We start from the raw sequence: 21,572 nt of genomic DNA on the forward strand, positions 1-21,572 counted from the left end.
CAGGATAAACGTTATTCGAGACCTTGTTCTATCGCGTATCGCGTGAGCTCGACGCGATTGGCCAACTGAAGCTTCCGAAGCGTTGCCTGCACATGGTTTTCGACGGTCCGGTGGCTGAGCGAGAGCCTCGTGGCGATCTGTTTTGCGCTCAGCCCCTTGGCGACAAGACGGAGCACTTCGGTCTCACGGTCGGTGAGCCGAGGCAGCTCGGGTGCGCGATCGTCGGCCGGTGCCGTCGACATCCGGCGGTACTCACCGAGCACCAATCCGGCGAGGCCGGGGGTGAAGACGGCTTGTCCGTCGAAAGTCGCTCGCACGGCCTCGAGCAGTTCCGCCACCGAAGCACTCTTGACCAGGTAACCCGACGCTCCGGCTTTGACCGCGTCGAGGACGTCGTCACGTTCGGCAGAGGCCGAAAGCACCAGTACCTTGCTCTTCGGCGAAACCTCGAGAACTGCGGTGGTGGCGTCGGCACCGTTTCCGTCCGGCAGGTTCATGTCCATCAGAACCACCGCCGGTTGCACGGCGGCGGCCCGGCGGCGCGCACTCTCGACACCCTCCGCCGTGGCGCTCACGGTGAAGCCGGCAGCTTCGAGGTCCCGGGAGACACCGTCGCGCCACATCGGGTGATCGTCGACGACCATCACCGTCACCGGATTCTCGCCATGTTCGTCAGCCACGCTCACTTTTCCCCTTCGGAACGTTGATCTCCCATTCGGTGCCCTCCCCCGGCCCGGTTTGCAGGACTGCAGTGCCGCCGAGCACCTGCACTCGACCGAGAATGGACTTCGATACTCCCATGCGGCCTTCGGCTTCGGCCTGCGCCAAGCGACCCTCGGGGATTCCGACGCCGTCGTCGCGGATGCTGACGATCACCTCGTCCGGCAAATCTTCGAGCAATACGTATGCCTTCGCCGCGGGCCCGGCGTGCAGCCCGACATTGGACAGAGCATTGTCGACGATGGCTGCCAGTTCGATGGCTCGATCACGCTCGATCACGACGGGGTGCGCGGGCGTCGACACCGACACCGACGTGCTTGCCTGCGTGGTCAGCAGCGGACACAGATCCACTGTCTGTCCGCCGACGTCTGCCGCGGCGCCCGAAACCTGCTCGGAGATCAGCATTCTCAAGGCGACCTCCTGCTCACCGGCCAGAGCAGCCAGTTCAGCTGCCTCGCCGCCGAGTGCCGCACCTCGCCTGCGCACCATCGCCAGCACCTGCAGAACGCCGTCGTGTACTTCGCGTGCCAAACGCTCGCGCTCTTCGGTGGCCGCCGCCAGACGGACGGCTTGCTCGAGTTGTCGATGCGAGCGCCGAGCGGTGGTGGTGGCCAAGCCCAACGCCAGGCCGACCGATACGAGCACGGGAGCCGTCGCATCGCGCCAGAGGTCCAGGTTGACCTGGTCGCGGATGATCGCGCTGGCCGCCGAGATGACAACTCCGGACGCCATACCGAGCCACGGCCCGCCGAGAATTGCCGCGGAGATGACCGCGTTGGTGGCCCACAGCGTGGTGGGCAGCGTCTGGTGATTCTGATACCACTCGTGGTCGGAGACCAGCCTCGTCGACGCCATCAGCAAGATGACGACCACCTGATCGGCGATCACCACCTGATACCGCGGCAGCTTCTTCCCGAACAAAGCACCGGATGTCCCGAGCAACAGTGCCGACACCCCGGTCCACACGGCCATCAGAGCGACGAAGAACCAGCTGAGCCGAGAGTTGGTGTAGTCGGAGGCCGAGGCGAACTGGTAGCTGATCGCGTACACCAGCGTGACGAGCCGAAATGCCTGCGCCGCCCGCCACAGCGGGGCATCAGGGTCGGTGTCGACGCCCGACGCCTCGCGAACGGTCGGCTGATAGTGCAGCCGACGACGGCGGGTGGGCTCAGTCATCGGGAGGAGTGGGGTTCACGATGCGAGGCTCGGCGCGCGGCTCGTCGGGTTCGGCGGGGAACAGTGGGGTTTCCGGATCTTCGACGTGCAGTTCGGCGTACGCGATGTCCGGGTCGTCGGCGAGGAGGGAACGAATAGCGGTATTCAGGACCGCGACGATCGGAACAGCCAAGAGCCCGCCGACGATTCCAGCGAGAACGATGCCCGTTGTAATGGCGAGAACGACTGCCAGCGGATGCAGGCGAACAGCGCGACCCAACAACAGCGGTTGCATCACGTGCGCTTCGAGCTGCATGACGCCGATGATGATGCCGAGGACAATCAGCGCCGTCAGGAAACCCTTCGTGACCAGAGCGACAAGCACCGCGAGAAAACCGGTCAGAAATGCACCGACGATCGGAATGAACGCGCCGATGAACACCAACGACGCCAGCGGCAGGGCGAGCGGCACCCCGAGGATCGCCAGGCCGGCACCGATACCGATCGCGTCGGCGGCGGCAACCGCGACCGTGGCGCGCACGTAGCCGATCAGCGACCCGAACCCTGCAGAACCGGCGATCCGTACGCGACGACGCGCGTCGGTGGGAACTATCCGGGTGACGAACTGCCAGATCTGATCGCCGCCGTAGAGGAAGAAGATGAGAGTGAACAGCGTCAGCAATGCCCCGGTGAAGATCTCGCCGATGACTGTCGCCGTGGTCAAAGCGCCGCTGGTCAGGGACTCACGATTGGATTGCACCGACTTGACGACCGAATCACCTGCCTGGCGGATCTGATCCTCGCTGAAGTGCAGCGGACCGCTGGTGAGCCAGTTCTGAATTTGCGTGACGCTGGCCGTGAACTGGTCGGTGAGCTGGGGCAACCCGTCGATGAACTGCTCGACGACAAACGTCATGATTCCCGCGACCAGTCCGATCGAGGCAAGCAGAACAACGATGACGGCTGCCGAGCGGGGAACACCCCACACCTGTAGCCGATCGACAATCGGGATCAGCAGAGCTGATGCCAGCAGAGCCAGCCCCACCGGGATGAGCACGGTTTCGAGGCGGAGTACGACGTACCCGAGAACCAACAGTCCGGCGAAGATCACAATGGGGCGCCACGACCATTCCGCAGCGATGCGCACGCCGGGATGCACCGCCCGAGCGTCGGCGGAGATGGGTTTGTTCATCCTCGATGCTCGCTCCGCACGCCCCCTGTTTGCGTTCACATCGCGAGCCTAACCGGCCCGGCCGACACAGGTGAGCGGACGAATAATCGGACGCGCGTACCAACACTTCGACCTCTGCCAGCTAAATTGAACCCTGTGCGGGCCTCATACAGAGCAATAGCGGTGACCATCCGCAGCCGGTGGCCCCTCTATATGCTCTCCATGCTCGCAGCCAATCTGATCGGCGCGGTACTGGTCTTTGCCTTCGTCCGGTACGGCGTGCCGATCCAGGAGTCCGACGCGATAGTTGCCGACCGGGTCCGCAACTTCGCGATCTTCGGCGTGTACCTGGCATTCGCCGGCGCCGTCAGCCTCACGGCGGCGGCGATGATGTTGAAGTCGGTCATTCGCTGGCGGCTGCGCGGGGGTCCACCGACGAGGTCCGAGCAGATGGCGGCACTGCACGCGCCGCTTCGCCAGGCCATCGTCCACCTGGTGCTGTGGATTCTGGGCGGCATCATCTTCGTGTTCCTGACCATCACCGAGATGCCCGGACTCGCGATCGCCGTGATCGTGACGGTCTGCATGGCCGCGACCACGACCTTCGGGTTCACCTACATGCTCGGCGAGCGCATTTTGCGTCCGGTCGCCGCCCAGGCCTTGAGCGAGGGCGAATTCGATCGGACCATGGCGCCTGGCGTCGGAACCCGGCTGGCGATGACCTGGGGTCTCGGCACGCTGATGCCCGTCGCAGGCATCATCTTGCTGTGCTCGACGCAGCTCACGACCGATCTCGAGTTCTCCCCCGACTCGCTCGCGTGGGCGATCCTGCTCATCTCGATCATGGCGATCGTGCAGGCCTTTGCGCTGTCGATGCTGACGGCTACCCAGATCTCCGATCCGATCCGCCAACTGCGACGCGCCATCGAGCGGGTGCAGCGCGGCGCCACCGACGTACGCGTCGAGGTGTTCGACGGCAGTGAGATCGGCCGGCTGCAGGTCGGCTTCAACCGCATGATGAAAGAGTCCGACGAGCGTCGTCTGCTGCGTGAGCTGTTCGGTCAGCACGTCGGCGAGGATGTGGCCCGGCGCGCGTTGAAGTTCGGTACCGAGCTGGGCGGCGAAACTCGATTCGTGGCAGTTCTGTTCGTCGACATGGTCGGATCCACCGGTGCCGCGGCCGAGCGCCCGCCGGGTGAAGTGGTCGAACTGCTCAACGAGTTCTTCCGTGTGGTCGTCGACGTCATCGATCGTCACCATGGTTTTGTCAACAAGTTCATGGGTGATGCAGCGCTCGCCATCTTCGGTGCACCACTCGATCGACCCGACGCTCCGACGGCAGCCCTCGCTGCGGCTCGCGAGCTGCGGTTCAAGCTCAACGACATCACCGGCCTCGACGTCGGAATCGGTGTGAGCGCGGGGCTCGCGGTCGCCGGCAACATCGGTGCTGCCGAACGTTTCGAGTACACCGTGATCGGTGATCCGGTCAACGAGGCGTCACGGCTCACCGAGCTCGCGAAACTTCGGCCCAGCCGGGTGCTGGCGTCGACGAGCGCGTTGTACTTCGCCGACGAAGAGGAACAGGCCGAGTGGGAACTCGGAGAGCAAGTCCAACTGCGTGGGCGCCGACGACTGACGCATCTGGCGTGGCCGGAAAAGTATCCAGAGGTCGATCCGGATCAAATTGGTTAGGGTGAGTCGATGGCTCAGCCTGGAAACACCCCACGGCGACTGAGACGACCACGCTCGCCCGTGGCCGAGACCAGTCGGGTCAGAGGGCGCTTCTGGTGGCTGAAGTGGCTGCTCGGGGTGGCTCTGATCGCTCTTCTGATCGTCGAAGGTGCAATTCTGTGGTCCAAGCTCAGTGAGTCCTGGCAAGCCTTGACCGAAATCCATTGGGGTTGGGTGGCCGCGTGCGTCGCGGCGCAACTCATTTCGCTCAGCGGATACGCGTCCGTTCAGCAACGTCTTCTCAATGCCGCCGGTGTGATTGCCGGTCACCTCAAGAACCTCTCGGTCATCTACGCCAGCACCGCGATGGCGCTGACGTTGCCAGCCGGCCAGGTCTTCTCGACCGCATTCACCTACAAGCAGACTCGGAAGTGGGGCGCTACACCAGTTGTCGCGTCTTGGCAGTTGGCGGTGTGTGGAGTGATCGCTGCGGCGAATTTGGCGCTGTTGGGTGCCGCGGGCGCGTTTGCCTTCGGCACCAAGGTCAGCCCTATAACGCTCACGATCTCGATCATCGGCATGGCGGCACTGTTCCTGGCGTTGCGATACATAGCCCAGAATCCCGGCAGTATCGAGCGAATCGGGCATCGAGTCCTAGCCCGCTACAACCGAATTCGCAAGAATCCGCTCGGCCACGGGATGCGACGCTGGTCCGAGATCCTGAAGCAACTGGATACGGTCGAGCTCAGCCGCACCGACTCGGTCATCGCATTCGGGTGGTCGGCCATCCATCGTGTCGCCGATGTCGCTTGTTTGGGTTTCGCATGTTGGGCTGTTGGCGCGGAGCCCTCTTTTGCTGGGCTCCTGATCGCTTTCGCCGCCGCAAAAGCAGTCGGCAGCATTCCGCTGGTTCCCGGCGGGCTGGGTTACGTCGACGCTGCTCTGGTCACCGCGCTGACGATCGCAGGGGCCGGCGGAGCGCAGGCAATCGCGTCGGTGTTCGTGTATCGGATGGTCAGCCTCGTCATGGTCGCTGTCGTCGGTTGGATCGTCTTCTTGATCACTTTCCGTGCAACCCACCACGAAGACCTCGAGATGGACCTCGAGTTCGAACGCCGCGAACAGCCGGGCGTCTAGCGTCGCAACGCTGCCGCCATGTCGTCGAGGTGTGCCCGGCTGATCCGAACGGCTGCCTCCGCGTCGCCGGCTTCGATGGCGTCCACCAACATTCGATGTTCGTCCGCGTCGGGCTGGCTGTGGGGATGCAGGTCCAGAACCGCGATCAACTCGATCAACGCAGCCCGCAGACGCGGTACAAAGGTCTCGAAGAGTTCCGACAGCACGGGATTGTGTGCCGCGTCCACCACTGCTCGGTGGACGGCGATGTCGGCGTCGACGAACGCTGCGTCGCCAGAGTGCGCTGCGGCAGTTCTACCGTCGAGCGCTTGCCGCAGAGCCGCGACGTCAACGGCATCGCGCCGCTGCGCAGCGAGGCGAGCTGCTTCGATCTCGACCGCGTTGCGCACCTCGACGACGTGAAGGATCGCCTCGGCTTCGAGCACTCGGGGCCACTGATCCGGAGGCGTCGTACTCCGTAGGAAGACCCCGGCGCCCTGCCGCGATTCGAGCATGCCGAGGCCCGCGAGAGTCCGCACTGCTTCCCTGATAGTGGACCGCCCGATACCCAACTGCGCAGCAAGAGTGGTTTCACCTGGAAGTTTGGCGCCGACTTCCCATTCACCGCTCACGATCCGCGCGCGTAGCAACTCCGCGGCCTGGTCGGTGAGCAGCCGACGCTCGACGATCGGGGACACGTGAACTCCTCAGGTTGTCTGATAAGTAATTTCGTTCTAGTGTAGCCCGCATGGCTACAGGAGCACTCCTTCTCGACTGCCGCGGCGGGGCCTGAAAGACCGGCACCCCTCCGCGGGGTTTCGCCATGCCGGTCTCTCGACTCGACCGCAGGAGAAACCAAAGATGAGTACTACCCGCGCCAACCGCTGGAACAACCAGAAGCCGTCACCCATGCCGTCCGAGCGCTATCGCGCCGCGTGGGATCGCGTCGACATTCCGACTTTCGAGCGGACGTGGCCGTCCAATCGCACGACCGCGGCGCCCCTGTGGGTGCCCGTCGATCTGCGTGACGGCAACCAAGCCCTCGCAGAACCGATGGACCCCGAACGCAAGCGTCGAATGTTCGAACTGATGGTGGCAATCGGCTACAAGGAAATCGAGGTCGGCTACCCCTCCGCGAGTCAGACCGATTTCGATTTCGTTCGCGACCTGGTGCGCTTCGATCTCGTTCCCGACGACGTCACTATCGTCGTATTCACTGCCGCGCGTACGGATTTGATCGAACGGACGTATCAATCGATCGAGGGGCTGCCTGACGCGGTCGTCCACATGTACACGGCGACTGCGCCGACGTGGAGAAACGTCGTTCTCGGCAAGGAGCGAGAAGAGTTGCACGACATGATTTTCCGCGCCGCGCAAGACGTTGCTCGTGGCGGCGAAGGCCACGACGGCTGGCGATTCGAGTTCTCACCCGAGGTCTTCAACCTCACCGAACCCGACTACATCCTGCAGGTCTGCAACAGTCTCACCGAACTCTGGGACGCCAGTCCCGATCGCCCGGTCATCCACAACCTCCCTGCCACAGTCGAAATCGCCACCCCCAACATCTATGCCGATCAGATCGAATACATGCACCAGAATCTGGCCCGACGCGATTCGGTGATCCTCTCGGTCCACCCGCACAACGACCGCGGCACCGGCGTTGCGTGCGCCGAACTGGCAGTGCTGGCCGGCGCACAGCGCGTCGAGGGATGCCTGTTCGGCAACGGCGAGCGGACGGGCAACGTCGACCTGGTCACACTGGGGCTGAATCTGCATGCACAGGGCGTCGATCCGGAAATCAACTTCTCCGACATCGACAAGATCCGTCGAACGGTGGAGTACTGCAACCGAATTCCCGTCCACGAGCGCCACCCGTACGGCGGCGATCTCGTGTACACGGCATTTTCCGGAACCCACCAGGACGCGATCAAGAAGGGCTTCGCGCATCACTACGAGAGCGCGGAGGCTGCCGGCGTCGATCCGGGATCGGCGCCGTGGGCGGTCCCCTACCTGCCGATCGACCCCGCCGACGTCGGCCGCGACTACCAGGCGGTCATTCGTGTGAACAGCCAGTCGGGCAAGGGCGGAATCGCATATCTGCTGCAGACCGAGTACGGGGTCGAACTCCCCCGGCGCCTGCAGATCGACTTCGCCTCGCGGGTGCAGCTCGAAACCGACGACTCGGGCACCGAAATGACTGCCGACAAACTGTGGAGACTGCTGCTGCGCGAGTACGGGTACAACGGAGGAGTGCGTCGGTACTCACTGGAACACACCGCCGACGGTGATCAGTTGTTCGTTGCCATCGATCGCAACGGGCGCGAGGTCACCGCCGCGGCCAGTGCGTCCGGCCCAGTCGAGGCATTGAGCAAAATCCTGACCGAACAGGGCTCGGCTGTCGAGGTCGTCTCGCTCACCCAGCATTCACTGCCCCGCAACCCGAATTCTTCCGGGAGTGCGAATTCGGCAGTCACCATTGCAGAGTGCGTGGTGAACGGTGAAGGACGCTGGGGCATTGCGGTGCATCAGTCGGTGACAGCGTCGGCGCTTCACGCGGTCTATGGCGCAAGCACAAACACTGTGATGCAGCTCACATGATCTTGCGGAAGGATTTCCCGGGGTCCATAGTTGAAGCTACAAGAACTTGAACATTCAACTACTTATTCAGGAGCTTCCATGACCACCGCAACCTTGCCCGCATTGACCGCCGGAACCTGGGTCATCGACACCGTCCACTCCACTGTCGGATTCTCGGTTCGCCACCTCATGGTTTCCAAGGTTCGTGGAACGTTCGACGAGTTCTCCGGAACGATCACCGTTGCCGAAGACGGAACCCCTGCCGTCGAGGCCGAGATCTCCGTGGACTCCATCAACACCAAGAACGAGCAGCGCGACGGCCACATCAAGTCCGCTGACTTCTTCGACGTCGAGAAGTTCCCGAAGGCCACCTTCAAGTCCACCGCAGTGCGATCCAAGGGCAGCGACTTCGTCCTCGCCGGCGACTTCACGCTCCACGGCGTCACCCGCGAGGTCGAGCTGAACCTCGAGTTCAACGGCGTCAACCCGGGCATGGGCCAGGGCCCCGTCGCCGGATTCGAGGCCACCACCGTCATCAACCGCAAGGACTTCGACATCTCCATCGAGATGCCCCTCGAAGGCGGCGGAGCAGTTGTCGGCGACAAGATCACGATCACCCTCGAGATCGAAGCCGGCCTCCAGGCCTAACAGCACTGTGCGCCTTTATTAACCGCCCGCGGTTAATAAAGGCGCACAGTCGTATGGTGTGAGCGTGAAGAAGTACGCACCATTCCTGCTGATCGACGCCATTCTTGTCATAATCTTCTGCGCGATAGGGCGCCGTACCCACGAAGAAGCCAATGCGCTCGCCGGTCTGGCGAAGACATCCTGGCCCTTCCTGACCGGCCTGGTGATCGGATGGGCTGCCACGTTCGCGCTCTACCGCGACAAGTTCAACGCCGTTCTCCTTGTTCCCACCGGCGTTGTCGTTTGGCTCGGCGCCGTCGTCATCGGGATGATCCTGCGAGTGTTGAGTGGCCAGGGCACCCAGTTCAGCTTCATCGTCGTCGCGACGCTGGTCCTCGGCGCGTTCCTTCTCGGTTGGCGCGCACTCGCTCCGCTGGTAGTGAAAATCCGCACCAAGTCGTAACCAAACTCCACGGCTCGGAACCACCCGAAATGCCCGAGCACGTAGGACACTTTTCGGATGAGCAACACTACGGAGCCCGTCGAACGTAGCGAGAAGGAAGACCGGGGGTTCTTCGGCCAACCCTTTGCGCTGGCGAACCTGTTCGGCGTCGAGATGTGGGAGAGGTTCTCCTTCTACGGGATGCAAGGCATCCTCATCTATTACCTGTACTACAGCGTCAGCGACGGCGGCCTCGGCATCAGCCAGGCGGCAGCGACCAGCATCGTCGGCGCGTACGGCGGCACCGTCTACCTGTCGACGATTCTCGGGGCGTGGGTGGCCGACCGACTGCTCGGCTCCGAGCGCACGCTCTTCTACAGTGCTTCGCTGGTGATGGCCGGCCACATCGCACTGTCGGTTCTTCCCGGCATGTGGGGTGTCGGCGTCGGCCTCGTCATGGTCGCCTTCGGCAGCGGCGGCTTGAAGGCCAATGCGACCTCTCTGGTCGGAGATCTCTATTCCGAACAGGATGTTCGCCGCGACGCCGGATTCTCCATCTTCTACATGGGCATCAACATCGGCGGTCTTGTCGGTCCGCTGCTCACCGGAGCCGTCCAGGACGCCTGGGGATTCCACGCCGGTTTTGCTCTCGCTGCCGTCGGCATGGCGCTCGGCCTGATCCAGTACACGCTGGGCCGCAAGCATCTTCACGGAATCGGTGCCGAACCAGGCAACCCGTTGCCCGCGGACAAGCGCGCACTCTACATCGGGATCGGCATTGCCGCGATCGTCGTCGTCGCGGTCGCCTCCGTCACCGGCTTGATCACGGCGGACAACATGTCCGACGTCGTTGTCGGACTCACGATCGTCGCGTCGGTCGGTTACTTCCTCCTCATGCTCACCAGCAAGAAGGTCACCAAGGTCGAACGCAGTCGAGTCTTTGCGTTCATCCCGATGTTCATCGCGAGCGCGGCCTTCTGGTCGCTGTTTCAGCAGCAGTTCACCACCGTGCCGGTGATCTCAGACAAGCTCCTGGACCGCAATCTCTTCGGTTGGGACTTCCCGCCGACGTGGGTACAGTCGATCAATCCGGTGTTCATCATCATCTTTGCCGGGGTGTTCGCAGCGATGTGGACCAAACTCGGTGACCGTCAGCCGTCGTCGCCGATCAAGTTCGCGCTCGGTACCGGCACGATGGGTCTGGCGTTCCTGGCGTTCATCCCGATCACCGGGGGCGGACCGAACAGTGCACCGCTCCTCGGCCTTGCCGGTGTGCTTCTGCTCTTCACCTTCGCCGAACTCTTCCTGTCCCCCGTCGGCCTTTCCCTTGCAACCAAACTCGCGCCCGAGCATTTCCACACTCAGATGGTGGCGTTGTTCTTCTTGTCCGTTGCATTGGGTTCTTCGATGGCGGGAACCTTGGCCGGTTACTTCGACATCGACGACAGTCGCCCGTTCTTCCTGATCATCGGTTTCTCGTCGATCGGAATCGGAGTGATTCTTGCTCTTGCCTCGCCGTGGATCAAGAAGCTGATGCAGGGCGTGAAGTAGACGGGCTCACTTCACCCACAACCACAGAGCCAACACGAATCCCGCTATCGCTACTGCCACACGCAGTACCGATGGCGGGATTTTCTTGACGACGGGCGGGCCACACCAACCTCCGGCCAACGCGCCGAGCGCCATCGCCAACGCGGCCACCCAATGCACCTGTCCGGAGAAGGCGAAGATGAGTGCAGCCACAAGATTGGCGATGCCGAGAAAGAAACTCTTCAGGATCGTTGCACGCCACACCGTTTCGGAAGTGAGGATGAGCGTCGCAGCCAGGAAGATGACTCCGGCACCGGCACCGAAATAGCCGCCGTAAACCGCGACGGCGAACAGTGCTGCGGAGTAGATTCCGGGGCGGTCACCGCCGCCGGACAACTCACGAATCTTCGGTTGCAGCAGCAGCGCGAGCGAGGCGAACACGACCATCGCCGGCACAACGGATTCGAACGAGCCTTCCGGTGCCAGCCACAGGATGAGGGCACCGATGATGCCACCGGCCGCCGAATAGAGAGACCAGCGAACAAGTTTCGGACCGGTATCGGCAACTTCACGGGACGAGTTCGCCAACGCTCCGACGCCGACGGCCACCAACGCGACGGTATTGGTCATGTTCGCGCTGACCGGTGAGAGCCCGACGCTCAGCAGCGCCGGATACGAAACGATCGATGCAAGACCGGTGACAAAACCGACTAGACCGCTGAAGAATCCCGCTACGACGAGGAAAAGGAAATCGAGCAGGTTCACGAACCAGGAATCTACTCGCGGTGCCCGGTACTACTTGTCGGCAGGCTTGCCGAGTTCCTGGAAGAGCTTGTCCGTCATCTGCATTGCTCGATCGCCGCCGTCGGCGTCTGCGACGAACACTGCGAATGCGAAGTCTCCGCGTGATCCGTAGAACCAGCGATCGTCACCGCTCGCTGCACCGGCCGCCATCATGTCCGGGTACCCAGCCAGTCCGCCGGCGCCTCGCATGGCGTCACGCAGACGATTGTTGACGTCGCCGGGCAATGCCGTCGGCGTGACGTCGGCGGTAGCCGGTTGTCCGAAGACCATCATCGGCATCGGGGCACTGCCGCGGGCGATCGATGCCGCGAGCATCGCCATTCCGAACGGAGTTACCGTCGGCGCGCTCGCGTCGTTGGACGTCTTGTTGGCCATGACGTTGTTCATCGCCTGGTCCACGCCGGGGCGGTTCGCGGCAAGCACTGCTGTCTGCTGTTCGAGTCCCTGAATGTGGAAGCCGTTGCCGAGTCCGAGTTGCTGCCCGGTGTCGGCCAACTGCTCGGCTGACACGGCGCCGGGGTCGACGCCGTTCTGCATCGACGATGCGAGACGGACCAGATCGAGGGCACCGCCGGCCGGGCGCAACCCGGTGAAGGCGATCGGGCCCTGTTCGATGGCCTGATTGTTCTGTGCGGCAGCCAGAATGGCGCCGTCCGACGGGCGGATCGCGACGATGGCCGCAGGAGTACCTGCACTGACGACAGCTTCGATCGCGGCGAGTTGAGCGTGCGAGTCGAGGGTCGCGGCGACGTCGGGGCCGGGAGGTCCCTGGAAGCCGGCTTGCTTGATCGGGAATCCGTTGGGCTCGACCAGATTGACCGCCCAGCCGGCGGTGGCGTCGCGATTGGCCTGCCACACGGTCCGCAGTGGGTCCAGCAACGGCGAGTTGATGCGACGGTCGGAGGCGATCAGCTTGGGTGTCTTGACCACGACGACACCGGGGATCGCAAAATCGCTTTCCAGGTAGGCGTAGTCGGGATCGCGGAGCAGTACGGCGGTGACGGGCTTGCCGGGGTTTGCGGCGAGGTCGGCCAACATCGACTCCGAAGTGACCAACGGTGCGACAGGTTCGAGCACCGTGGCGAGGCGACGAGTGGTGTCGACGGGGTCCGGCATGGTGGCCGGGTCAAGAGTGATCGCGTTGATGGTCTGCTCGTTCATGAGCAGGGTGCCGGTGCTGTCGACTACCTTCGGCGGCGCTGCGTCCGTGCGGGTGTACGAAACGGTGCGACCGTTGCCGAGGTCGGGGACGAGGACCGACGGGTCCCAGGACACACGCCAGCCGACCGACAGATCACGAACCTCACCCTGCGACTGGTAGCTCCAGTCCTTGCCTTCGCCGAAGTTCCAGGACGCGTCGAGTGTGAAGAGTCCGGAGTCGCTACCCAGATCCATGACCTGAGCGACGTCGAAGTCGGTGGACTTGGCGGCCAGTCCGTCGAACATCTGCTGGATCGACGGCCGCGCCGCGTTGGGGTACGACGTGAGCGCCGCGGCAGCTTCGGCGTCGTGGTTGTTGAGGGCGGTGACGAAGTCCTCCACCACCGAGGCGGCGTCGGATTTCTTCTCCCCACCGATGACACACGACGCGAGCGCCACTGTCAGAACGACAGCAGTTATCGACGCAACGACATATTTTCCACGACGGTTGTGCTGTCCTCCGGGCCCCATGCATGTAACTCTTTACTTCTGTCACACGAGTAACAAGCACGGGATGCCTACGAACGTGTCACGGTTGAGCTACGACGGTGTGATCCAACTGCAACGGAAAACAGGTTTCAGCGCAGAAAAGTGCCCGCTACCTGCACTGCAGGCGAAGAGCTGTCCGCACCCGCGATGAATACCGCAAATGCGAGGTCTCCCTTGATTCCGACAAACCACCCATGTGCCGGGCCACCCTCGGTTTCGGCCGTGCCGGTCTTGCCGAGAAGCCCCGGAATGTCCTGCAACGACGTCGCCGTACCGCCGGTGACGGTCTCGCGCATCATCACCCGCAACTGTTCGGTCACCTCCGCGGGAGCCGGTGCAACGGTCTGATCTGCCACGCCGGGCTGTCCCTTGACCAACATCGGCGCGGGTGTCGTTCCGTTGGCGATCGAGGCCGCCACGAGAGCCATCCCGAAGGGCGTGGCGGTCACCGTGCCCTGTCCGATCGCGGACTCGACGCGTTCGGCGGGGGTGTTCGCGTCAGGGACGTTGCCCGTCACCGTCGTGAGTCCGGGGGTGACGTAGTCGACGCCGAGCCCGAACTGCAGCGCCGCTTTGTGCAAAGCATCGGCGGGCAGACCGACGGCCATCCTCGCCATTGTGGTGTTGCACGACTTCGCGAACGCGGTGTGCAGCGGAACCGATCCGAGGTCGAACTCGTCGTCGTTGGGAATCTGACGGCCCTCGATGTTCTCGGTACCCGGGCACGGCAGAACGGTGTCCGGTGTAGCGACGCCGGCTTGCAGGGCCGCGGACGTCGTCACGGTCTTGAACGTCGAACCCGGTGGGTACAGGCCGGTCAGAGCGATCGGGCCCTGTGCGTCGGCGGGGGCGTTCTGGGCCACCGCCAACACCGCTCCGGTCGACGGCTGCAGCGCAACGATCGCCGCCTGTTGTGTCACCCCGGCGAGCGCATTCTCGGCCGCGAGTTGCATCGGTCGGTCGATCGTTGTCGCGATGTTCGGAGCAACCGGCCCGTCTTGGCCGGCGACGGTGGTGACGGTTCCGTTCTGCTTCACCTGCTGTACCGCCCAGCCCGCGGACTTGTCCTGCCCCTCCTGCCACAGATCGGACAACCCACTGAAAGTCGGCGACGCCAGAGTTTTGTCCACCGAGAGCAACCGAGCCTGCGGCGCCAAGCTCACTCCGGGAATCGCCGCCAACCTCTCCTCGATCGGTGCAAGATCCTCGGCCCGCAAAGTGATTGCGGTGACCGGCTTCCCACTTGCCGACGCAAGATCGCCGCTCAGCGATGCCGCCGTGATCGTCGGTGCGACGGGCGAGAGAAGGGCCGCCACGGCTGCCGTGTCCACCGGGGGCACCGCGGCGGAATCGAGATTGACCAGCGTCACCACCTGCTGCTCCATGATCGGCTGGCCCGCCGCGTCCAGCACCGACGGCGGAGCACCGGTGGTGGGTGTGTAGCGCAAGGTCGTCGAGGAGGTCAGGTCCGGAGCCAACAGCGCCGGGTCCCACTGAATCAGCCAGTTGTCCCCGCTTTTCGACGCGTTTCCCTGCGTCGAGTAGTTCCAGTCCTGACCTTCACCGAACTTCCACGCCGCATCGAGTGTGAACGTCCCCGCAGAATCACCGGACTCGGTGGCGTCGGAGACGGTGAATGTTCCCTCGTCCTTGCCCAGCCCGTCGATCAGAGCCGAAATCGCAGTCGACGCCGCCGCCGGATCGGTGGTCAGGGCTGCCGCCGCTTGCACGTCATCGGACGTGAGCGCGGAGGCGAACTCCTCTGCCACTGATTTCGGCTGGTCAGGGCCAGAACTGCAGGCAACTACCGATCCTGCGGCCAATACCCCCAGAGCCACGGCAGCCACGGGACGACGGAAAGTTCGGAAGCTCTGACGAGCGTGTGAAAGGCGCACGACTCCGATCATGCCCGAATTTGTGGCGCCAGTTCGACTATCGGTGTAATCATGTAATCAGTGCAATAACCGCACGCCACACTCCACCAGCTCTCCGAGGAGAACGCCATGAAGAACTCACAAAACTCCGGCGACCGCAGGTTCGGCCGTCCCGGAGGTTGGCAACAGGCGTCGGTTCCCGACGCGAGTGATGCGTCCGACTGGTTTGCCGGTCGACTTCCAGATGACTGGTTCACCGGAACGGCCGACGTCCAGGTCGACCGCGAAGAAATCGTCGTGATCGGTGAACTCCCGGCAGTCGACGGTGGCGAGGCCGCCGCGGACGGAAGGATCTCACGCTTTCGCGAAACCACGCGCGCCGACCGGATGCGCATCGCCGACGAGGCCGAGGCTCGCTACGGGCGCAAGGTCGCCTGGGGTGTACGTCTGGACGAAAAGACCGTCCTGTTCACACATCTCGCAGTTCCGGTGATGACACGACTACGTCAGCCCGAACGCAAGGTTCTCGACACTCTGGTGGACGCGGGTGTTGCTCGTTCGCGAGCGGACGCCCTCATGTGGACAGTCCGGTTGGCGGGCAAGCACAGCGAACAATGGCTCACCGAACTCCGCGAAGCGATGTCGAAGGTCGACGACCTCCGATCCGAGGGTCCGAAAATCTGAAGGCCCGAAAATCTGAGCACCGAACACTGACGAGACCGACAGCACAGAATAATTCGATTGCACGGGACCGTTCGAGTGTACTAACCTGGAACACGAATCATTCCCGACAGAACAGGAAACGGGCCGTTGCTCCTCTAGAGGTTCATCACGCGAAGGCACTCGCACCCATCAGCACTTGCTGAGCCGGGCGCACAGTCCAAGCACCCTCTGGAGTACTCATGACCCAATCCCATCTTTCTCTGTCGCTCTCGGATCTCACCTTCATCTGGCCGGACGGCGAATCAGTCTTTTCCCACACCAATTTTGTATTCCCCAGTGGCCGTGTCGGTCTCGTGGGACTCAACGGATCGGGAAAGTCGACTCTGCTGCGATTGATCGCAGGAGAGCTCTCACCGGAATCCGGATCCGTGACCGCTTCCGGCGAGGTCGGCTACCTCCGTCAGGACATCACACTCGATCCGAGCGTTCGGGTGGATGACATCCTCGGTATCCACGAACTCCGAAACGCTTTGCACCGCATCGAAACCGGCGACGGCTCCGAATCCGACTTTGCGCTCGTGGACAACAACTGGGATATCGAGGAGAGCGCTCTCTCCACCTTGCATCGACTCGGCCTCGAGAAGGTGGTTCCGGATACCGCAGCATTGAGCCGAACTGTCGGCACCCTCTCCGGCGGAGAGACCGTCTTACTCGGCCTGACCGCAACGCTGCTGAAGAATCCACAGGTACTGCTCCTGGACGAGCCGACCAACAACCTGGACCGTGACGCTCGATCACGAGTTCATGCTGCAGTCCAACAGTTTCCGGGAACCGTGCTGATCGTCAGCCACGACCGGGAACTGCTCGACACCGCGGAGTACACGATCGAACTACGTCGGGGGGATCTACGCGTGTTCGGCGGCAACTACTCGCACTACCAGGAGGTCGTGACCGCTGAGCAGGAAAACGCACTCGCCACCGTTCGCGACGCCAAGGCCGATCTGGCAAAGCAGAGCCGCGAGCTGATCGACGCTCGAACGAAACTGGACCGACGTAAGCGCTATGGGCAGAAGATGTTCGAGAACAAGCGGATGCCGCCGATCATCGCGCAGACACGAAAACGTCAGGCCCAAGTTTCGGCGGGAAAGCTGGCCCTCAACCATATCGGGAAGGTGGACGAGGCCAAGTCTGTCCTGTCGGAGGCAGAGGAACTCCTTCGAGACGATCGCGAGATTCGTCTGGATCTGCCTGCTACAGAGGTTCATCCGGGGCAGCAGGTTGCGCGGCTCGACGAGGTGACGTTGCGGAGCGGCCAAGTGGTATCGCTCCAGATCACCGGGCCGGAGCGGATTGCGATAGTGGGACGCAACGGAATCGGCAAGACGACGTTGCTCGATGCACTCGCCGCGTCGACTCCGTTCGTAGCCTCTCGTGCGCTCCCCCAACGTCTCGACGTGTTCGACGAGGACCTCTCGGTGGCGGACAACGTCGCGTTGGCCGCGCCACACGCGACAGCCGAGGAAATTCGCGGGCAGTTGGCACGGTTCCTTTTCCGGGGAACGGATTCCGACGTATCGGCATCCGCACTCTCCGGCGGTGAACGATTGCGTGCGGCGTTAGCCACGATCCTGCTGGCCGAGCCCGCGCCCCAGCTGCTTCTTCTCGACGAGCCGACCAACAACCTGGACCTACCGAGTCTCGCCCACCTCACGCAGGCACTTTCCGATTTTCGCGGCGCCATGGTGGTGGTGAGTCACGATCTGCCGTTCCTTCGCGGCATCGGCATAACGCGGTGGATCAGCATGGACGAGAATGGTATTCGAGACATCGATCCCGAGTAGGCCGACGGTTGACGCTATCGGTGCTCGACGGTCTGGCCTACCGTGGGGCGATGTGCCTTCACCTCGACGCAACCGCCGCGCTGTCGCTCGCAGGTTGGGTTCGCGAAGAACCTACTCGATCGGCCTCTGCCCCAGTTCCGCAACCACTGGTCGGCGGTTGTGACCAACTCGTAGTGTGGGCGAGTTCCTTCTCCGTACTTGCCAGTTCCGACGACCAGGTGTGGTTTCTCTCGGCGGAGAACTATGCCGGTGGCGTTGGCGTCAGCGATGAGGCGTTTCCCTGGAATGCGTTCCGGCACGAGAGCCTGGCGGTCGCTTCCGGGCCGGCGGAACGCGCGGCGATCAACGCCTTCTGGTCCACTCACCTCCCGGTCCTGCTGTCGGTCCGCAATGGGTACGAATACTTGGCGCTCGCACCCGACGGTCAGGTTGTCCGTGGAGGAGAGCCGGAGTTCGAGGAGGTCACCATCGTCGCCGCTGATTTCGAGGCTCTGATTCGGGGCATAGCCGCAGGCGTCAGCACTGCAGACCCCTCCACCGATGCATTGCTTGGAACAGTGGGTACTGCCCCGCCGGGCAGTGACCGGTAGCTCTGGGGGAGGCCGAGTTGACGGCCCGACTGTTCGTGAGAGTCCACGCCATCCGTCGAATGGGACCGGACGACTACTCGAGTTCACGTGCGTAGCAACTGGCACCCATACTGGACGGGTGTTGCACGACGTGAGAAATCCGGTGGACGGTGCGCGGATCACCTATCAGATCGTGGGCGATGGCCCACCCCTGTTGATGGTGCACGGCACAGCGTTGTCGCGCTCCATCTGGCGTGGCTTCGGGTACGTCAAGGCACTTCAGGAGCAATATCGTCTGATCCTCGTCGACATGCGGGGTCACGGACGCAGTGACAAACCACACGACTCCGATTCGTATGCAATGGATCTGGTGGTCGGCGATCTCCTGGAGATCCTCGACACGGAGTCTCCGTTCGAGCCGGCACACGTCCTCGGATACTCGTTCGGCGGACGTTCGGTGATGTCGCTGACAGTCGAGCACTCCGAACGGGTGCGATCGCTGACCGTCGGGGGCGGTAGCAGCCGACCGATGACGGGCGCGTTCGACGCATTGTTCTTCCCGGGTTGCATCGACGTACTCGAAAGCGGCGGTATCGAGGGATTTCTGACCGGTTGGGGCGTGAGGCGCGGCAAACCGGTGGATCCTCAGACCGCGACTGCCTTCCGAATCAATGATGCCATCGCGCTCGCTGCCTACATGCGCCGCGCAGAGAAGGAGCACGGCATCGACGACGCCGTGCTGCAACGGATCACCACACCGGCGTTGTTGTTCGTCGGATCGAGAGATCGCGAGCGCCTGCCGGATACCGAGCATCTCGCGTCGCTGATCCCGGACAGTGCCTTGACTGTGATCGAAGGGGCTGACCACGCAAGCGCAGTCGCAGACTCCGATGCTGTACTGCGTGCGCTCATTCCGTTCCTGAGCCGACAGTAGTCCGCCTTCAACCTCTCGCTACTGCGATGTGAGCACTCTCGACTCCAACGCGGTCACCGGTGGTTGCCGCAAGTCCAAGCGCCTCAACAACTGGGCATTCGCGGCAACGACCACAGTGGATACCGACATCAGGATTGCTCCGACCTCCATCGGCAGCACGAACCCGACGGGCGCCAGTACTCCCGCAGCGAGGGGAACCGAGATCGCGTTGTATCCCGCTGCCCACCAAAGGTTCTGAACCATCTTGCGGTAGGTGGCGCGGGAGAGCTCGATGACCGAGCTCACCGAACGCGGATCATCGCTGGCCAGAACAACTCCCGCCGACGCGATCGCCACGTCGGTTCCGGCACCGATCGCGATGCCCACATCCGCCTGGGCGAGTGCCGGCGCATCGTTGACCCCGTCACCGACCATCGCCACGCGGTGGCCCGCAGCCTGAAGCCGAGATACCTGCGCTCCCTTGTCCTGCGGAAGCACTTCGGCGAAAACTTCGTCGATCCCGAGCCTGCGAGCCACCGAATGGGCCACGGCCTCCGCGTCTCCGGTGACCATGGCCACCCGCACACCGCGAGCATGGAGGGCGTCGACGGCCAATGCTGATTCCGGGCGAATCTCGTCGGCCAATGCCAATGCGCCGATTACCTTCTCGTCACGCACTACATGCAGGACGGTCGACCCGTCACTGAGCCACTCTTCGGTCCCCGGGATCGCGGTGGCCCCGACCGATCGCAGCATCCCCGGTCCGCCGACACCGACGTGTGCACCGGCGACGTCCGCAGCAACCCCGATCCCGTTGTGCGCCTGAAAGTCGGAACCCGAAGTGAATTCGAGCGACAACTCCCGCGCCGCCGCGACGACGGCGCGCCCGAGTGGATGTTCGCTGTCGAACTCGACGGCAGCCGCTGCGCTGAGAACGTCGTCATCGGAATACCCGTCGACACCGCGTACACCGACCACTGCGGGCTCCCCCTTGGTGAGAGTGCCGGTCTTGTCGAAGAGAACGGTGTCTACGTTACGCATCGCCTCGAGGGCCATGCGGTCGGTGATCAAGATCCCAGCCCGAGCCGCCCGTTCCGTCGCGATCGAGACGACCAGTGGAATCGCCAACCCGAGCGCGTGCGGGCAGGCGATCACCAGAACGGTGATCGTCCGGGTGACTGCGCTCTCCGGGGTGCCCCAGATACTCCAGGCGATCGCGGTCAGCACTGCCGCGCCCAGTGCGTACCAGAACAGCAGAGCAGCGGCCTTGTCCGCCAACACCTGCGCGCGACTCGACGAGTTCTGGGCTTGTTCGACCAGGCGCCGGATACCGGCGAGCGCGGTGTCTTCTCCCACGGCGGTGACTCGAAGCCGAAGTGCCGAGTCGGTGGCTACCGTGCCGGCCACCACCTGATCTCCGACAGTCCGGCGGACGGTCTTCGACTCGCCTGTAATCATGGATTCGTCCATGTCGGCGCTTCCCTCGACCACCGTTCCGTCCGAGGGAACACGGGCGCCGGGACGAACTATCACCAGGTCGCCGGTCGCCAGAGCTGCGGTGGGCACGGTTTCCACCGATTCCCCCACCACCCGTTCTGCCTCGTCGGGCAGCAAAGCGGCAAGTGAATCCAAGGCGCTCGATGTCTGACTGAGCGAACGCATCTCGATCCAGTGGCCCAACAACATGATCACGATCAGAAGCGCGAGCTCCCACCAGAAATCGAGAGTGTGATCCACCCAGTGCAGACTCGCAGCCCATGACGCGAAGAAGGCCACGGTGATCGCGAGCGCGATCAACAGCATCATTCCCGGCTGCCGAGAACGGATTTCGGCAACAGCGCCGGTGAGGAACGGCTTGCCACCCCAGAAGTACATCACCGTGCCGAGTACCGGTGAGATCCATTCCACCAGAGAGTTTTCCGGCAGTGTGTACCCGACCAGATCAGCGAACATCGCGTCTACCGCAACGACCGGAACCGCGATGACCAGCATGACTGCAAACAACGTCCGGAACTGTGCGACGTGATCCCCGTGACCACCGTGTGCCCCATGCTCCATCTGGCCATGGCTCATCTCGCTATGGTCCATCTGGCCATGGTCCATCTGACTGTGATCCATGTGGCGGTCATCCCCTCGCGTGTGATTGCAGCACAGCACCGGTCAAGCCATCAGCCTCGAACGTATGCCCAGGTAGCCACCCGAGCAAGGTC

At 63.3% G+C, this 21,572-nt stretch carries 18 protein-coding genes; 10 read left to right on the forward strand and 8 right to left on the reverse strand.

Annotated elements, in window-relative coordinates:
• Positions 1-11: 11 nt before the first annotated feature.
• The 3 genes from ABIE52_RS16450 to ABIE52_RS16460 are packed head-to-tail and all read right to left on the reverse strand — an operon-like array spanning position 12 to position 3,067.
• A complete protein-coding gene (locus ABIE52_RS16450; RefSeq protein ID WP_047269712.1) occupies positions 12-644 on the reverse strand; it encodes a response regulator in 633 nt (210 codons plus the stop codon).
• Between the two features lie 28 nt (positions 645-672).
• Complete coding sequence (macS, locus tag ABIE52_RS16455) at positions 673-1,896, reverse strand: MacS family sensor histidine kinase (protein WP_007734482.1); 1,224 nt, start codon at positions 1,894-1,896, stop codon at positions 673-675.
• Positions 1,889-3,067: an AI-2E family transporter gene (locus ABIE52_RS16460; protein WP_192711988.1), complete on the reverse strand. Its 1,179-nt coding sequence runs from the start codon at positions 3,065-3,067 to the stop codon at positions 1,889-1,891. The genes macS and ABIE52_RS16460 overlap by 8 nt, the downstream gene beginning before the upstream one ends.
• A gap of 192 nt (positions 3,068-3,259) precedes the next feature.
• Between ABIE52_RS16460 and ABIE52_RS16465 the strand changes: the two genes are divergently transcribed.
• Both ABIE52_RS16465 and ABIE52_RS16470 read left to right on the forward strand, forming a co-directional pair.
• On the forward strand, positions 3,260-4,738 hold the full coding sequence (locus ABIE52_RS16465) for an adenylate/guanylate cyclase domain-containing protein (protein WP_003945952.1): 1,479 nt from the start codon (positions 3,260-3,262) through the stop codon (positions 4,736-4,738).
• Between the two features lie 9 nt (positions 4,739-4,747).
• Positions 4,748-5,854 (forward strand): lysylphosphatidylglycerol synthase transmembrane domain-containing protein, encoded by a 1,107-nt coding sequence (locus ABIE52_RS16470; protein ID WP_192711987.1) that lies wholly within the window; start codon positions 4,748-4,750, stop codon positions 5,852-5,854.
• Here ABIE52_RS16470 and ABIE52_RS16475 read toward each other — a convergent pair.
• On the reverse strand, positions 5,851-6,531 hold the full coding sequence (locus ABIE52_RS16475; protein ID WP_007734477.1) for a FadR/GntR family transcriptional regulator: 681 nt from the start codon (positions 6,529-6,531) through the stop codon (positions 5,851-5,853). The two genes, ABIE52_RS16470 and ABIE52_RS16475, sit on opposite strands and share 4 nt — an antisense overlap.
• 163 nt (positions 6,532-6,694) lie before the next feature.
• On the opposite strand from ABIE52_RS16475, the gene ABIE52_RS16480 reads away from it, so the two are divergent.
• From ABIE52_RS16480 to ABIE52_RS16495, 4 genes are all read left to right on the forward strand, one after another.
• Complete coding sequence (locus ABIE52_RS16480) at positions 6,695-8,431, forward strand: 2-isopropylmalate synthase (protein ID WP_064111939.1); 1,737 nt, start codon at positions 6,695-6,697, stop codon at positions 8,429-8,431.
• A 78-nt stretch (positions 8,432-8,509) separates the two neighbouring features.
• Positions 8,510-9,058: a YceI family protein gene (locus tag ABIE52_RS16485; RefSeq protein ID WP_003945643.1), complete on the forward strand. Its 549-nt coding sequence runs from the start codon at positions 8,510-8,512 to the stop codon at positions 9,056-9,058.
• Between the two features lie 64 nt (positions 9,059-9,122).
• Positions 9,123-9,500 carry a DUF3054 domain-containing protein gene (locus ABIE52_RS16490; protein ID WP_003945710.1) on the forward strand — a complete coding sequence of 126 codons (378 nt, stop codon included), beginning with the start codon at positions 9,123-9,125 and terminating at the stop codon, positions 9,498-9,500.
• A gap of 57 nt (positions 9,501-9,557) precedes the next feature.
• Complete coding sequence (locus tag ABIE52_RS16495; protein ID WP_003945468.1) at positions 9,558-11,030, forward strand: peptide MFS transporter; 1,473 nt, start codon at positions 9,558-9,560, stop codon at positions 11,028-11,030.
• A 6-nt stretch (positions 11,031-11,036) separates the two neighbouring features.
• On the opposite strand, the gene ABIE52_RS16500 is transcribed toward ABIE52_RS16495, so the two are convergent.
• From ABIE52_RS16500 to ABIE52_RS16510, 3 genes are all read right to left on the reverse strand, one after another.
• A complete protein-coding gene (locus ABIE52_RS16500; protein ID WP_003945554.1) occupies positions 11,037-11,774 on the reverse strand; it encodes a sulfite exporter TauE/SafE family protein in 738 nt (245 codons plus the stop codon).
• Positions 11,775-11,804: 30 nt separating this feature from the next.
• Positions 11,805-13,484: an NTF2-like N-terminal transpeptidase domain-containing protein gene (locus tag ABIE52_RS16505; protein ID WP_003945897.1), complete on the reverse strand. Its 1,680-nt coding sequence runs from the start codon at positions 13,482-13,484 to the stop codon at positions 11,805-11,807.
• 107 nt (positions 13,485-13,591) lie between these two features.
• Entirely contained in the window at positions 13,592-15,409 is a 1,818-nt protein-coding gene (locus ABIE52_RS16510; RefSeq protein WP_192711986.1) for a penicillin-binding transpeptidase domain-containing protein, read from the reverse strand.
• 96 nt (positions 15,410-15,505) lie between these two features.
• Between ABIE52_RS16510 and abmR the strand changes: the two genes are divergently transcribed.
• The 4 genes from abmR (at position 15,506) to ABIE52_RS16530 (ending at position 19,383) form a co-directional block, all read left to right on the forward strand.
• Positions 15,506-16,060: an ATP-binding transcription factor AbmR gene (gene abmR / locus ABIE52_RS16515; protein ID WP_003945732.1), complete on the forward strand. Its 555-nt coding sequence runs from the start codon at positions 15,506-15,508 to the stop codon at positions 16,058-16,060.
• 218 nt (positions 16,061-16,278) lie between these two features.
• The gene (locus ABIE52_RS16520) at positions 16,279-17,880 is read left to right on the forward strand and encodes an ABC-F family ATP-binding cassette domain-containing protein (protein ID WP_192711985.1); all 1,602 of its coding nucleotides are present in this window, start codon (positions 16,279-16,281) and stop codon (positions 17,878-17,880) included.
• 8 nt (positions 17,881-17,888) lie between these two features.
• Positions 17,889-18,470 carry a hypothetical protein gene (locus ABIE52_RS16525; protein WP_228401920.1) on the forward strand — a complete coding sequence of 194 codons (582 nt, stop codon included), beginning with the start codon at positions 17,889-17,891 and terminating at the stop codon, positions 18,468-18,470.
• Between the two features lie 142 nt (positions 18,471-18,612).
• A complete protein-coding gene (locus ABIE52_RS16530; protein ID WP_058039300.1) occupies positions 18,613-19,383 on the forward strand; it encodes an alpha/beta fold hydrolase in 771 nt (256 codons plus the stop codon).
• A gap of 18 nt (positions 19,384-19,401) precedes the next feature.
• On the opposite strand, the gene ABIE52_RS16535 is transcribed toward ABIE52_RS16530, so the two are convergent.
• Positions 19,402-21,450 carry a heavy metal translocating P-type ATPase gene (locus ABIE52_RS16535; RefSeq protein ID WP_354541500.1) on the reverse strand — a complete coding sequence of 683 codons (2,049 nt, stop codon included), beginning with the start codon at positions 21,448-21,450 and terminating at the stop codon, positions 19,402-19,404.
• Between the last annotated feature and the right edge of the window lie 122 nt (positions 21,451-21,572).

This window comes from Rhodococcus sp. OAS809, assembly GCF_040546695.1.
Classification (GTDB): domain Bacteria; phylum Actinomycetota; class Actinomycetes; order Mycobacteriales; family Mycobacteriaceae; genus Rhodococcus_F; species Rhodococcus_F qingshengii.